Genomic DNA, 14,057 nt, shown 5'->3' on the forward strand with positions numbered 1-14,057 from the left:
ATAAAATGATAATCTGGAGGAATGGACCATGAAACAGTACGAATGCAAGCCCTGCGGGTATATTTACGATGAGGCCGCAGGCGATCCCGATAACGGCGTCGCGCCCGGCACCAAGTGGGAGGACCTGCCCGCGGATTGGGTGTGCCCCCTCTGCGGCGCGGGCAAGGAAGAATTTGAGGCCCAATAAAAGCGCCCAAGGGCATTTTGCGGGGTAAAGCGTGCTCCCTTTCGGGAGAAAGCGGTCTTGAAGAAAACAGCCGAAAGGGCTTGCCGTCTGCAATTTGCAGATGGCAAGCCCTTTTCCTTTAGCGTCGCGCAAAAAAGGGCGGACGGCATTCCCGCCGTCCGCCCTGATGGTGAAAGTTATGCAAGAAATCCCTTGAGGATGCAGTCCTCGGCCTGCTCTTCCGTAAGGCCCAGCGTCTGAAGCTTCAAAAGCTGGTCGCCGGCAATCTTGCCGATGGCAGCTTCGTGGATGAGCTGCGCCTCGGTGGAGTTGGCGGCGATCTCCGGTACGGAGTGGATGGTTGCCGGCCCCATGATGATGGAGTCGCACTGGACATGACCAAAGCATTTCGCGTTGCCCACCACGCACGGCTTGAATACCTGTGAGGAGGCGTCCTGCGCAACGGAGCGGGAGATCACCCGGCCCTTGGCGTCCTCGCCGTTCAGCTCGATAATCAGGTCGCTTTCGGCAACCTGCTCCCCGTGGGTTAGCAGGCGCTCGGTGACCACAGCCTCCGCACCCTTGCCGCAGATGATTTTCGTATACCGCTTGGTGGAGTCGATGCCTCGGATCTGGGTGGTGTCCATCTGGATGGAGGCGCCCTCCTCCAGATACACGATGGTCTGGGGGTTCATGATTTTTCCGCCCTTGCCGTCGCCCTCGCCGTAGTGCTTTTCCGTGTAGTGGACGTGAGAGTGCTTGCCCACATAGAAGGTATGGATGCCGTCGTGCCGGGAAGCCTTGTCCCCGCAGTTATGGATGCCGCAGCCCGCCACAATGTTCACGCTGCAATTTTCTCCGATATAAAAGTCGTTGTAGACCATTTCCTCGATGCCGGGCTTGGTGATGATGACGGGGATGTGGCAGGTCTCGCCCACCGTGCCGTCCTTCACCCGGATGTCGATGCCGGGTTTGTCCTCTTTCCCGGTGATTTCAATGTGCTCCGTGCTTTGGCGGCCGTCGCAGCCGCAGTCCTTCCGGATATTGAAGGCGCCCACCGGCTTGCCCAAAAGGTCCGCGATCTTTTCCAGAAGTGCGCGGTCGATCTCGTTTTCCATCATTTCGCATGGGCCTCCTTCGTCAAAACCGGGCAGCCGCTCAGGGTGTCCGCCAAAATCTGGGGCAGAATTTCCGACGCGGGACCGCGGTGGCGGATCACGCCGTCCCCCACCACAATGACCTCGTCCGCAAGGGAGATGATGCGCTCCTGGTGGGAAATGATGATCATGGTGGCGGTGCCGCCGGCATGGATCTGTTCAAAGGTCTCCGTGAGGCGGGCAAAGCTCCACAGGTCGATCCCGGCCTCCGGCTCGTCGAAGATCATCAGCGCGGCGCTTCGTGCCAGAATGGAGGCAATCTCAATGCGCTTGACCTCTCCGCCGGAAAGGGACACGTCCACCTCCCGCTCCAGATAGTCGTTGGCGCAAAGGCCCACCTTGGTGAGGAACTGGCAGCATTGGTCCTTGGACAGGTGCTGGTCCCCGGAGGCCAGCGTCAAAAGGTCCCGGACCGTGAGGCCCTTGAAGCGAGGGGGCTGCTGAAAGCCGTAGCTGATGCCAAGCTTCGCCCGCTCCGTGATGCCGAGGGCGGTGATGTCCTGCCCGTTCCAGAAAATCTGGCCGGAGGTGGGGGTCACCAGTCCCATGATGATCTTGGCCAGCGTGGTTTTGCCGCCGCCGTTGGGACCGGTAAATACCACCAGCTTGTGATCGTCGATGGTCAGAGAAATATCGCTCAAAATACCCAGTTCTTCGTCGCCCTCCCGGACGGCGAAGCCGATATGTTTCAATTCCAGCATAAAAACGGACCCTCCTTTGATGGAAAAATGCTCATAGCTTGTCTATTTTAACAGAACGCGCAGGGAATTGCAACGCGGGGACGGTACTTTCCAACTGTATTTTAACCGATTCCTGAAAAAATTACCTGTTGCCGCTGCAACAGGTACAAAAAAGGGGCCAAATGCATAGACTGAAGAGAAAAGGAGGGAACCGTTATGGAGCAACAACTACATAGCCCTGATGGGTATGATTATCGGCAGTACGACCGTATCTGGCAGAGAGTGGCCCCCACGCTGGAGCCGTATCCCGGTCTGCGGCAGGCGGAGACGCCCCCTGCCCCCATGGCGACGCCTATGACAGCCCCCATCACCACGCCCATGGCAGGCCCGATGGGAATGCCTATGGGAACGTCCATGGCAGGCTCCATGGGAGCCTCTATGGCAGCTCCGCTGACGCCGTCTCAGATCCAACAGGAGGCGCAGCTGCCCGGGGCGGAGGAAAATCCCTGCTGCATGGGCAGCGCGGCGGCGGAGATGCTGGAGGTGCTGACCGGATTTATCGAAGAGGAGCTGGGGGACCGGCGGTATTATCTGGCGCTGGCGCGGCAGGCGCCAACGTGGGCGCGGCAGCGTCTGCGGGACATCGCCGCCGACGAGGGCGGCCACGCCCGGCAGCTGATGGCGGTGCATTACCTCATCACCGGGGAATGCTACCGTCCCGCCGTCAGCTGTGAGCGCATCTATATCGGCCGCTGGTGTCCGGCGCTGCGGGAGCGGTATCACGCCGAGGCGTGCGGCGGGCTGAACTACGCCCGGTCGGCGGACGCCACCACGGACATCTGCCTTGGAAAGCTCCTGAGTGAGCTGAGCGCGGACGAATACCGCCATTCGGAAGAACTGCTGGCCATGCTGGAGCGAAGCCTGCAAAATGCGTGAGAAGAATCCCGGACGGCAGCGCCGTCCGGGATTTTCGGCTTGTCGGGCGGGGAAGCGTGTGCTATACTCAGGCTGGCAAAAAGGCTTTTTTGCCAGCCTGAGCAAGTTTTTGAAACCCGCGAAAAGTTTCAAAAACTTATGATTGAAAACGAATGACACCCTTCCTGGGTTGTCTACGCGCTAAGTGCCGCCTTTGGCGGTTGCGCTTCGACACGCTCTGCGGAGCAGTCTTTCGTAACTATCTTCCTTCCCGTCGTTCAGGTTTTCGGGATTTGTCGAAAAGCTCACTTGGCTTAATTTTGAAATACGATGGAGGACGCCATGTTTACCGGATTTACCGATGAGACCGTGGACTTTATGTGGGGCATTCGCTTCAACAATGAGCGGACTTGGTTTGAGGCCCATAAGGACCAGTATCTGGAATATTTTTATCGCCCCATGGCGGAGCTGGGGGATGAGGTGTATGGGTTTTTGCGGGAGAAGCGGCCGGACTACGGCCTTATCCGCAAGGTGACCCGCATTTACCGGGACGCCCGCCGCCTGCATGGGCGGGGACCCTACAAGGAGAGCCTGTGGTTTTCCGTGGAGCAGCCCGCCGAGCAGTGGACGGCAAAGCCCACCTTCTGGTTTGAGCTGATGCCGGAGGGCTGGACCTACGGCATGGGCTATTATCTGCCCAAACCCCTGACCATGGCGAAGCTCCGCGCCCGGATCGACCGCTGTCCGGAGACCATGACCGCTCTGATGGAGGGCCTTGCGGGGCAGACGGAGTTTGTGCTGGAGACGGAAAATTACCGAAAGCCCCGCGCCGAAGCGCCATCCGAACTGCTCTCGCCGTGGTATCAGGCCAAATCCTTTTCCCTGCTCCATCAGGAAAAGCTGACGGACGAGCTGTTTGGCCGGGACATTGTGGAGCGGTTGGAGCGAGGGTACGCTTTTTTGCTGCCGTGGTATGACTATTTTGTGACGCTGGATGGGGACATGGACCCGAGAGAGGCGAAGCGAGAGGGCGAAAAACCTTGCAAATAAGGCGAAAAAAGGCTATACTGACACTGATTTTGATACAAAGGAGCGATTTCCATGAAAGCATGTCCTGAAAGGGCGGCGGCGCTGGCCCTGCTGAAAAAGTACAACAGCGAGTCCTTCCACATTCTCCACGGCCTGACGGTGGAGGGCGCCATGCGCTGGTACGCCGGGGAGCTGGGCTATGGCGAGGAGGCCGACTTCTGGGCCACCGTGGGCCTTTTGCACGATGTGGACTTTGAGGGGTGGCCGGAGCAGCACTGCAAGAAGGCGCCGGAGCTGCTGGCGGAGCTGGGGTGCAGCGCGGAGTTCGTCCACGGGGTGTGCTGCCACGGGTACGGGCTTTGCAGCGATGTGGAACCGGTCCATGAGATGGAGAAGGTCCTCTTCGCGGCGGACGAGCTGACGGGATTGATCGGCGCGGCGGCTCGGATGCGGCCCAGCAAGAGCGTTTCCGACATGGAGCTGTCCTCCCTGAAGAAAAAATTCAAGGATAAGAAGTTTGCCGCGGGCTGCTCCCGGGATGTGATTGTGGAGGGCGCGCAGCGCCTTGGCTGGGAAGTGGACACGCTGCTGGAGAAAACGATTCTGGCCATGCGCGCTTGCGAGGAGCGGGTGAACGCGGAGATGGCCGGCCTTTAAGACGGCCTTCACCGGCCCGCACTCCTTCCATCAGGATAGTTTTAGGGCATCACCGAACTTATGAACGGTGATGCCCTCATTTTTTGCTGCGCAAATCATTTTTTGGCCAAACGGGAATTTGAAGCCTGCTTCGCGTCACCGGCGTGGGGGGGTGTACTGCTTTGCAGTACGGGAATGCACCCCACATTTTCTTTGCTCTTGCGCAAAGAAAACGTGCCGTGCACGATACAAAAGAAAAGCGCTTAAGGGGTTTGCAGAAGGCAAAACCTCCAAAGCGCCTTTTTCTTCCACCGATCAAACGGCGCATTCTACCCGCAAGGGGTATGCCACATCCGTAAGGCGGCGAAGCCGCCAACGGCTGTGCAATCTTTCGGCAAGACGAAAAAGAATGGGGGGGTTGAAGCCCTTTTGGCGAGCTACCGCCAAACCATACGTCCCTCTGGACAAAAGGCGGCAGCCGTGAAAATCAATCACGGCTGCCGCCTTTGAAACCATCTTGATTTGACCGGGAGATTGGGGCGGGGGGTTACTCCATGGAGATGATATAGTAATAGACGGGCTGCCCACCGGAAAGGATGGCCACCTCCGCGTCGGGACAGGAATCTTCAAAGATTTTTGCGGCCTTTTGCGCGTCCTCTTCGCTGACGTCCTCACCAAAATAGAGAGAGATGAAGGAGGCGCTCCGCTCCACGGCGTTTGCCGCCAGCTTTTGCAGCAGGGTGTCCAGAGAGCTGTCAGTGCCAAAGAGCTTGCCTTCCTCCAGCGCCAGATAGTCACCCTCCTTGATGTCAAACCCGTCAAAATCGGAGTTGCGGGCGGCATAGGTGATCTGGGCGGTGGTTACGGCGGAGAGACTTTCCTGCATGGCGTCGGTAATGGACTGCGCGTCCGGCGCTTCAAAGTCCACATTCATCATGGCGGTGATTCCCTGCGGCACGGACTTGGTGGGGATGACCACCACGTTTTTCTCCGTCAGAGCGCCGCACTGCTGGGCCGCCATGATGATATTGCCGTTATTGGGCAAAACAAACACGGTCTCGGCGGGGATGCGGTCCACCCCGGCGAGAATGCTCTCGGTGGAGGGGTTCATGGTCTGCCCGCCGGAGACCACGCCATCGGCGCCAAGGTCCCGGAACACGGCGGCAAGCCCGTCGCCCGCGCAGACGGCCAGAAAGCCATAGGGCTTTTCCGGCGCGGCCACCACATGGCCGTTTTCCGCAGAATCCTCGGACTGCGGCGCTTCCGCGCCCTCCAGATCGTCCACGCTCTGCACCGCCTTGCCGGCGGAGAGATCGTCGTGCTGGGTGCGCATGTTTTCAATTTTGGCCAGCTCCAGCGTGCCGTATTTCTGCGCTTCGGTCAGGGCGCTGCCGGGAATGTTGGTGTGAACGTGCACCTTGAAGGCCTCGTCGTCCTCGCCGATGACCAGACTGTCGCCAATGCTGCCAAGATAGGTCCGCAGCGGCTCCAGCGCGATGTCCGCAGTGGCCTTGCGCACAATGAACACCGTGTCGAAGGCAAAGGTGATCTCCTCCGTGGAAAAGACGTTGAAATCCGCTTTGCTTTGGGTTTCACCGCTCTCGGACACCTCCGGCAGCGGCTCGCCCCGGACCTGGGCCAGCATCCCCTCCAGAATCAGAAGGTAGCCCTTGCCGCCGGCATCCACCACGCCGGCCTTTTTCAAAACGGGATTCATCTCAATGGTCTGGGCCAGGGCCGCATAGCCCTCCCGGACGGATTCCGCGAGAACCGTCTCCAGGTCGCCGCCCTCCGCGGCGACCTCCACGGCGCGCTTTGCGGCAAGACGGGACACGGTGAGCACCGTGCCCTCGGCAGGCTTCATCACCGCCTTGTAGGCGGCGGAAACGCCCTCCTGCATGGCGGCGGAAAAGGCGGCGGCGTCGGCGCTCTCCAGCCCCTTAAGCCCTTTGGAAAGGCCCCGGAACAGCAAAGAGAGAATGACGCCGGAGTTGCCACGCGCGCCCCGCAGCAGGGCGGAGGCGGTGACGGAGGCGGCCTGATCCAGCGTGGTGGGGGTGGTTTTCCGAAGCTCCGCAACCGCGGCTGCAATGGTCATGGACATATTGGTGCCCGTGTCGCCGTCCGGCACGGGAAAGACGTTCAGGTCGTTGATGGCCTGTTTTTGCGCGGTAATAGCGGCAGCGCCGTGCAGGACCATCTGCTTGAAAAGCGCGCCGGTGATCTGTTCATTCATTCGTTTTCGTCCTCCCTTACAGGGTCATGGAGTCGATGCACACATCCACTGCCTTCACGGATACGCCGGTGTTTTTGGTCACCACATAGCGCACCTCGCTCATAATGGAACGGCACACCGCGGGGAGGTTGACCCCATTCTCCACAATGATGTGGAGCTCGATGGAGATGGAATTGTCATCGTGATAGGTGATGCTGACGCCCTTGCTCATGGCTTCGCGGCGCAGCAAATGGACCAGTCCGTCGGTCATGGAACGGTAGGCCATGCCCTTGACGCCAAAGCAGTTGGTGGCAGCCATGCCGGTGATGTTGGAAAACACGGCGCTGCTGACGGAGATCTCACCTTGATCAGACTTGAATTGAATCATGAGAACGTCCTTTCTTTCCGGAGGATGGAGGGAGACGGCAGTCTCCTTGGAATTGCGTATTTTCAGAGCTTTATTATATACGATTCCGCCGTAAAGTACAAGTCCCAAAAAAGAAGGAGGACCCCGGCGAGAACCTATTGAAAAAAGAAGAACTTTGCCGTAAAATGAATAAATAGAAAAAAGATGGGAGGCGGCCGCTTTGGCGAAAGGAACCGCCGGTCCCGTCTTTGCACGCCGCCCGTCGGCAGGGCAGTATTCATGAGAAGGAGAAATCGCCATGCGCGTGATTACCGGCTCCGCACGGGGCCGTCGCTTAAAGGAACTGGAGGGGATGGAGACCCGCCCCACCACCGACCGGGTGAAAGAGGGGCTGTTCAGCATCCTCCAATTTGAAATTGAGGGCCGCCGGGTGCTGGACCTTTTTGCCGGCACGGGACAGCTGGGCATCGAGTGTCTCAGCCGGGGCGCTGCCTCGGCAGTGTTTGTGGACCGGCGGGCCGACGCGGTGAAGCTGATTCGGGAAAATCTCGCGGCCACGTGTTTGCAGGAGCGGGCGAGGGTGGTCGCCGGGGACTCCGTGGAATACCTGAACTCCCTGAACTCCCTGCACGAAAAATTTGACCTCATTTTTCTGGACCCGCCCTACGCGGCGGGACTGCTGGAGCCCGCAGCGGCGCAGATTGCGAGGTTTGACATTCTCAGGCCCCATGGTATAATGGTGGCGGAACATCCATCGGAGAAGGCACCGGCGCCGCTGGCGCCGCCCTATCGGATTTATCGAACGTATCGGTACGGCAAGATCGGCCTGACCGTTTACCGCCGTGACGCAAACCAAGAGAACGAGGAGCAACGCTCATGAGAACAGCCATCTGCTCTGGCAGCTTCGACCCCATCACGCTGGGCCATCTCGATATCATCCGCCGCGCTGCCGTCTGCTTTGATCGCGTATACGTCTGCGTAAGTCCCAATGCGGAAAAGAAGGATCAGATGTTTACGCCCGAGGAGAAGCTGTGCCTGGTGCAAACCGCCGTGGCGGAGCTGGGCAATGTGGAGGCGGAGCTGTGGCCGGGCTTACTTGTGGAATTTGCCGTGAATCACAAGGCCGACGCGATTGTGCGCGGAGTGCGCAACGGGACCGATTTCGACGCGGAGTACCAGATGGCGCTCATCAACCGGGGAATCCGGCCCGAGCTGGAGACGATGCTGCTGCCCGCGAGTCCCGCGTTTCAGCATTTCAGCTCCTCCATGGCCCGGGAGATGATTCGCTATCACCAGCCTCTGGAAAAATATCTGCCAATGTCTGTGATCCCTCTGGTACGGCGTATGGTGGAGAGAAGGAAGGATATAAAAAATGGCAAATGATGTAAATCGCCTGATTGATATGCTGTATCAGCGGATTGAGGACGCCAAGTCTCCCGCGCTGAAGCCCAACATGAGCATGGTGGACCGGGACGAGCTGCTGGATCTGCTGGACGAGCTGCGGGCGCAGCTGCCGGTGGAGATCAAGCGCGCGCAGGAGCTGCTCTCTGCCCGGGAAAAATTTGTGGACGATGCCAAGCGGGACGTGGACCGGCTGATGCGTCAGGCAGAGCTGGACGCCAAGGCCAAGGTCTCCGACAGCGAGGTGCTGTATGCCGCCAAGGAGAAAGCCCGCCAGATCATCCAGCAGGCGGAGGAGCGCTCCCGGAAGCTGTATCAGGTGGCAAATGAATACGCCGAGGACGCCCTTTCCCGCACGGAAGAAGCCGTGCAGGCGGCGCTGGACGAGGTGAAGCAGTCCCGGGTCCGTTTCCGCGGCGCTTCCGCGGCAAAAATGCAGGAGCAGCGGGATCAGCTGGATGGAAAAATTTCCCCGGCGCAGGCCGACGAGAACTGACGCTCCGCTGCCCGACAGCAGCCGACAAGTTTCCTGAAAAGTTTGTTAAAAACGACGAAAAAATTGCTGGAACTTTTTTGGGACACACAATATTTTGAAGCAATATCGAAAATAAGAAGCCCGTCAACACAACATGTTGTGTTGACGGGCTTCTTTGATTTTACGTCAACCAAGGCAACTGGAATCGAACACTCGTTTTATTTGTGCCGTTTTGCACCGTTTTTACTGATTTTGAGCCTGTTTCAAGGGGTTTGTGTCCGAAAAAAAACCTTGCAATTTCAGGAATCTTTCCGTATACTCAAAGTATCGGTGGGGAAAAGTGGGGGATAGTAGTATTCAGGTGCCACATGCGCCCCATTTTAACCCAAAAAACGGGGAAAAGGGGGGCGGCTTTCATGGCGAGACTGCTTGGTAAATCCAATAACAGCATCGACTCCAAGGGCCGCCTGGTCATCCCCTCCACCATGCGCGAAGCGCTGGGAGACACCTTTACCATTACCATTGGCGCGGAGCACTGCCTCACTATTTATCCCCAGGCCAAGTGGGAGCAGATGTCCGATGAAATGGACCAGCTCAGCTATACCGAGGCCCGGGCGCTGACGCTGCTGTACGCCAACGCCGTCCAGTGCGAGCCGGACGGGCAGGGGCGCGTGCTGATCCCCGGCAATCTCCGCACCCACGCGGGCCTCAAGAAAACGGCCACCATCGTGGGTTTGAACTCCTTCGCGGAAATTTGGGACGAGGCCACCTGGACCGAGCGCGAGCGCCGGATGCTGGAAAGCGATGATATGGCTGCCGCCATGGACGCGCTCTCCCGTGCCCGCACGAACCGGGGATGAGGCCGATGGAATATACGCATAAGCCCGTTTTGCTGGACGAATGCATCGCCGCGCTGGCGATCCGGCCGGACGGAATCTATATAGACGGCACGCTGGGTCGGGCCGGGCATTCCAGAGAGATTGCCAAACGGCTGACCACCGGTCGGCTCATCTGCATCGACCGGGACATGGCGGCCATTGACGCCGCAAGGGAGCGTCTGGCTCCCTGGATGGACCGCGTGACGCTGGTCCATCAAAATTTTGCGGAGTTGGGGGACGTTTTGCGCGCCGCCGGGGCACCGGCCGCCGACGGAATGCTCTTTGATCTGGGCGTTTCCTCTCCCCAGCTGGATGATGCCTCCCGGGGCTTTTCCTATATGCAGGATGCGCCGCTGGACATGCGGATGGACGCCTCCGCGCCCCTGACGGCGTACGAGGTGGTCAACAGCTGGAGCTATGAGGAGCTGCGGCGGATCTTATATGAATACGGCGAGGAGCGCTACGCCCCCGCCATTGCCAAGGCCATTGTCCGGGCGCGGGAGAGTGCGCCCATCCAAACAACACTGCAACTGGTGGACGTCATCAAGGGCGCCATGCCGCCCGCGGCGCTGCGGGAAAAGCAGCATCCGGCCAAGCGCAGCTTTCAGGCCATCCGCATCGCGGTCAACGGGGAGCTGGACGCGCTGGAGCCTATGCTGCTCTCGGCAGTGGACGGCTTGCGGCCCGGCGGACGGCTGGCAGTCATCACCTTCCACTCTCTGGAGGACCGCATTGTGAAGCGGACCTTGCAGAACTTGTCCCGGGGCTGCACCTGCCCGCCGGAATTTCCCGTGTGTGTGTGCGGCAAGAAACCGAAAATCAAGCTCCTCACCCGCAAGCCCGTCGTCTCGGGCCCGGCGGAGCTGGAGGAAAACCCGCGAGCCAGAAGCGCAAAGCTTCGCTCCGCTGAAAAATGCGGAACGTTTGACCTTTAAAGGGACTTTAACGGGGGCGCGGGCCGCCCCTGTGGAAAAAATGTGTGTGCGTGAACCGGAGGGAGGAATCCATGGTGGCATCTGCGGCGCAGGAGCTGCGCTATCGTAGCGGTCGTGCTGTCAACGGCAGCCTTGCATATGATCTGGATCTGGAGGTTCGTGAACGGGAGCTGCGCCATGCAGGCGAGGCGCCTCGCCGCCGGGAAGCGGAGAGGGAGCAGACCAAGGTCCGCAGCGTGGCGAAGGTGCAGGTTCGGGAGCGGCAGAAGGTATCCCCGCTGGCCGTTCTGGGCTTTGGCGCCGTGGTGGGACTGGCGGTACTGGTGCTGATGAGCTATATTCAGCTCATGGAGCTGTCCGCCGACACGGTGAATCTGAAAAAGCAGCTCTCCTCGCTGGAGACGGAGCATGTGACCCTCACCACGCAGTATGAGCAGATGTTCGATCTGGCTACGGTGAAGGAGGCCGCCGAGGCGTCCGGCATGGCCAAGCCCAGCAACAGCCAAATTTATTACATTGATCTCAGCGACGGCGACAATGCCGTGGTTTACCAGAAGGAAGAACCCAGCGTCTTAAGCCGCGTACTGACGTCCTTCAACCACGGAGTCTATGCGGTGGTGGAATATTTTGACTGACCATTGCACTATAATGGAATGGACTGAGAGCGGGGAGTAAGAAGGACGTCTTCTTGCTCCCTTGCTTCGCTCAAAGCAAGCTGAAGTGGGCTGCAGGCCCGAAAAGGAGAACGTAGCATGGCAAGCAAACCCCGCAGAAAAAGTGACGCTGCCCGCCGCGCCAACCAGGTCATCCGCAGCCGGACGGTTGCGGTGATGATCCTTCTGGGCGTGTGTACCTTTGGAATGCTGTTCTGGAAGCTCTATGACCTCCAGATTCGTCAGCACGAAAAATTGCAGGAGCAGGCGGTCGCCCAGCAGACCCGCAGCACGGTCATCACTGCCTCCCGCGGGACGCTCTATGACCGCAACGGCACTCCGCTGGCCATCTCCGCCACGGCAGAGACGGTGTTCATCTCCCCTCAGGAGATCGGGGAATTTGTGGAGAGCCAAAAAACCAAACAGACGGAGCTGCAGGAAAAGGCGGCTAAAAAGGGCGAGAGCTATACGCCCGGCGCGGTGCGGGACGGCAATTATATTGCCCGGGGCCTTGGTCGGATTCTGGGCGTGGATGAGGGCATCATCCAGAAAAAGATGGAGCGCACCTGGTCTCAGTACGAGATCGTGAAGTTGCGCTCGGAGCAGGCCACCGCCGACGAGGTCCGCCGCTTTATCAACGGGCAGATCGACGATGCGGGCAATCCCGTGCCGGAGGGGCAGGAGCAAAAGCTGCGGGGCGTATACATGGAGCCGGATTCCAAGCGCTACTATCCCTATGGCTCCCTGGCCGCCAACGTCATCGGCTTCGTCAACGGGGAAAATAAGGGCGGCGTGGGGCTGGAGGCCAAGTACGAAAGCGTGCTGGAGGGCACCTCCGGCCTGACCGTCACAGCCAAAAACGCCAGAAACACCGATCTTCTCTACCAGTATGAGCAGTACTACGACGCGCAAAACGGCGAAAGTCTGGTGCTGACACTGGATACCAACGTGCAGCACTCTCTGGAGAAAAACATCGAGAGCATGGTGAAGAAATTCAACGCCAAAAACGGCGCCACCGGCATCGTGATGGATGTGAACTCCGGCGCCATCGTGGGGATGGCGTCCTACCCCAATTACGACTTGAATGCCTACGGAACCATCTACGACGAAAAGCTGCAATCGCAGCTTACCGCAAAGCTGGCGGAGCTGGAGAAAAACCGCGGCAGCTATAAAACCGAGGAGGAGTATCAGGCGGCGGTCTCCAAGGCCACCAGCGACATGGTGCAGACCCAGTGGCGCAACAAGTGCATCGACTCCACCTACGAGCCCGGCTCCACCTTTAAGCCCCTGACGCTGGCGGCGGCGCTGGAAGAGGGCGTGGTCACCACGAATACCACCTTCGATTGCAGCGGCTCCATCAAGGTGCAGGGCTGGGGCAAGCCCATCAACTGCTCCAAAAAGATCGGGCACGGTCACCAGACGCTGGAACAGGCGGTGGGAAACTCCTGCAACCCCGCCTTCATCAGCATGGGATTGAAAATCGGCACGGAAAAATACTATCAGTATCTCAAAGCATTTGGACTGATGGAGCCAACGGGCGTGGACATGATCGGCGAGGTGACGGGCCTTTTCGCCAGTGAGAAGAGCTTCAACTCCAACGTGGTGTCGCTGGCCTCCTATGCCTTCGGCCAGACCTTTACCGTGACCCCGCTGCATCTGATCCGGGCGCAGGCCGCCTGCATCAACGGCGGATATCTCTATACGCCCTATGTGGTGGATCAGGAGCTGGACGACGACGGCAACATCGTCTCTCAGCATGATTCCACCCCCATCCGGCAGGTCATCAGCGAGGAAACCTCCGCCAAGGTGCGGCAGTGCCTGGAATACGTGGTGGCCAGCGGCACCGGCAAAAACGGTCAGGTGGTGGGCTACCGCATCGGCGGCAAGACCGGTACCGCCGATAAGACCGGCACCCGTACCGCCAATAACCCTCAGGGCGACGTGGTGGTGTCCTTCATGTGCTTCGCCCCCGCCAACGACCCCCAGTACATCATGCTCCTCACCATGGATACCCCCAGCCGGAATACCGGCGTTTACGTCTCCGGCGGCAATATGGTGGCGCCCACCGCCAGCAAGATCATGGGCGAAATTTTGCCGTATCTCGGCATCGAGCCGGACTATTCCGCCGAGGAGCTGGTAGGTGCGGACGCGGCGGTCCCCAATGTGGTGGGCCTTTCCACTGCGGACGCCAAGGCCAAAATGGAAAGCGCGGGCTTTGCCTGCCGAACCCTCGGCAGCGGCGATACCGTCACCGACCAGACGCCTGCCGGCGGCGCCATTGTTCCCAATAACGCCACCATCATCCTGTATCTGGGCGGGCAAAAACCGGACGATCCGTGTACGGTGCCCAATGTGGTGGGCCTCACCGCGTCTGAGGCGAATCAGACGCTGACCAACGCGGGGCTTATTATGAAGGTGGCAGGCGCCACCGCGGCAAGCTCCGGCAATGTCCACGCCATCTCCCAGTCCCATCCCTCCGGCAGTCACTTGACGGTGGGCGAGGTGGTCACGGTCCAGTTCGGTGACAGCTCTGTTTTGGATTGACAGCAG

General features: G+C 59.5%; 15 protein-coding genes. 11 read left to right on the forward strand and 4 right to left on the reverse strand.

Translation table 11 applies throughout. From position 1 onward, the window contains the following. Positions 1-28: 28 nt before the first annotated feature. Positions 29-187, forward strand: a complete 159-nt coding sequence (rd, locus tag PHI30_RS02825) for a rubredoxin (protein WP_300023624.1) — start codon at positions 29-31, stop codon at positions 185-187. A 176-nt stretch (positions 188-363) separates the two neighbouring features. Here the strand turns inward: rd and PHI30_RS02830 are convergent, their stop codons facing one another. Continuing rightward, entirely contained in the window at positions 364-1,287 is a 924-nt protein-coding gene (locus PHI30_RS02830) for a SufD family Fe-S cluster assembly protein (RefSeq protein ID WP_367186320.1), read from the reverse strand. Then, on the reverse strand, positions 1,284-2,024 hold the full coding sequence (locus PHI30_RS02835; protein ID WP_300023626.1) for an ABC transporter ATP-binding protein: 741 nt from the start codon (positions 2,022-2,024) through the stop codon (positions 1,284-1,286). The genes PHI30_RS02830 and PHI30_RS02835 overlap by 4 nt, the downstream gene beginning before the upstream one ends. A gap of 195 nt (positions 2,025-2,219) precedes the next feature. On the opposite strand from PHI30_RS02835, the gene PHI30_RS02840 reads away from it, so the two are divergent. From PHI30_RS02840 to PHI30_RS02850, 3 genes are all read left to right on the forward strand, one after another. Next, entirely contained in the window at positions 2,220-2,939 is a 720-nt protein-coding gene (locus PHI30_RS02840) for a ferritin-like domain-containing protein (protein WP_300023627.1), read from the forward strand. 321 nt (positions 2,940-3,260) lie between these two features. Beyond that, positions 3,261-3,968, forward strand: coding sequence for a DUF2461 domain-containing protein (locus PHI30_RS02845; RefSeq protein ID WP_300023630.1), 708 nt, complete (start codon positions 3,261-3,263; stop codon positions 3,966-3,968). A gap of 51 nt (positions 3,969-4,019) precedes the next feature. Continuing rightward, complete coding sequence (locus PHI30_RS02850) at positions 4,020-4,604, forward strand: hydrolase (RefSeq protein WP_300023633.1); 585 nt, start codon at positions 4,020-4,022, stop codon at positions 4,602-4,604. 526 nt (positions 4,605-5,130) lie between these two features. Here the strand turns inward: PHI30_RS02850 and PHI30_RS02855 are convergent. Both PHI30_RS02855 and PHI30_RS02860 read right to left on the reverse strand, forming a co-directional pair. After that, positions 5,131-6,819 (reverse strand): DAK2 domain-containing protein, encoded by a 1,689-nt coding sequence (locus tag PHI30_RS02855; RefSeq protein WP_300023636.1) that lies wholly within the window; start codon positions 6,817-6,819, stop codon positions 5,131-5,133. A 16-nt stretch (positions 6,820-6,835) separates the two neighbouring features. Further along, positions 6,836-7,186, reverse strand: a complete 351-nt coding sequence (locus PHI30_RS02860; protein WP_300023639.1) for an Asp23/Gls24 family envelope stress response protein — start codon at positions 7,184-7,186, stop codon at positions 6,836-6,838. A 277-nt stretch (positions 7,187-7,463) separates the two neighbouring features. Between PHI30_RS02860 and rsmD the strand changes: the two genes are divergently transcribed. From rsmD to PHI30_RS02895, 7 genes are all read left to right on the forward strand, one after another. After that, the gene (rsmD, locus tag PHI30_RS02865) at positions 7,464-8,045 is read left to right on the forward strand and encodes a 16S rRNA (guanine(966)-N(2))-methyltransferase RsmD (protein WP_300023642.1); all 582 of its coding nucleotides are present in this window, start codon (positions 7,464-7,466) and stop codon (positions 8,043-8,045) included. Continuing rightward, positions 8,042-8,548, forward strand: a complete 507-nt coding sequence (gene coaD / locus PHI30_RS02870; protein WP_300023644.1) for a pantetheine-phosphate adenylyltransferase — start codon at positions 8,042-8,044, stop codon at positions 8,546-8,548. The genes rsmD and coaD overlap by 4 nt, the downstream gene beginning before the upstream one ends. Beyond that, on the forward strand, positions 8,538-9,062 hold the full coding sequence (locus PHI30_RS02875; RefSeq protein ID WP_300023647.1) for a hypothetical protein: 525 nt from the start codon (positions 8,538-8,540) through the stop codon (positions 9,060-9,062). The genes coaD and PHI30_RS02875 overlap by 11 nt, the downstream gene beginning before the upstream one ends. Positions 9,063-9,457: 395 nt before the next feature. Next, positions 9,458-9,901: a division/cell wall cluster transcriptional repressor MraZ gene (gene mraZ / locus PHI30_RS02880; protein ID WP_300023649.1), complete on the forward strand. Its 444-nt coding sequence runs from the start codon at positions 9,458-9,460 to the stop codon at positions 9,899-9,901. Between the two features lie 5 nt (positions 9,902-9,906). Continuing rightward, positions 9,907-10,854, forward strand: a complete 948-nt coding sequence (rsmH, locus tag PHI30_RS02885; protein WP_300023651.1) for a 16S rRNA (cytosine(1402)-N(4))-methyltransferase RsmH — start codon at positions 9,907-9,909, stop codon at positions 10,852-10,854. A gap of 71 nt (positions 10,855-10,925) precedes the next feature. Continuing rightward, complete coding sequence (locus PHI30_RS02890) at positions 10,926-11,489, forward strand: hypothetical protein (protein WP_300023654.1); 564 nt, start codon at positions 10,926-10,928, stop codon at positions 11,487-11,489. A gap of 117 nt (positions 11,490-11,606) precedes the next feature. After that, the gene (locus PHI30_RS02895; protein WP_300023657.1) at positions 11,607-14,051 is read left to right on the forward strand and encodes a penicillin-binding transpeptidase domain-containing protein; all 2,445 of its coding nucleotides are present in this window, start codon (positions 11,607-11,609) and stop codon (positions 14,049-14,051) included. Positions 14,052-14,057: the final 6 nt, after the last annotated feature.

Origin of the sequence: Oscillibacter sp. (genome assembly GCF_028693505.1) — a bacterium.
GTDB lineage: Bacteria > Bacillota > Clostridia > Oscillospirales > Oscillospiraceae > Oscillibacter.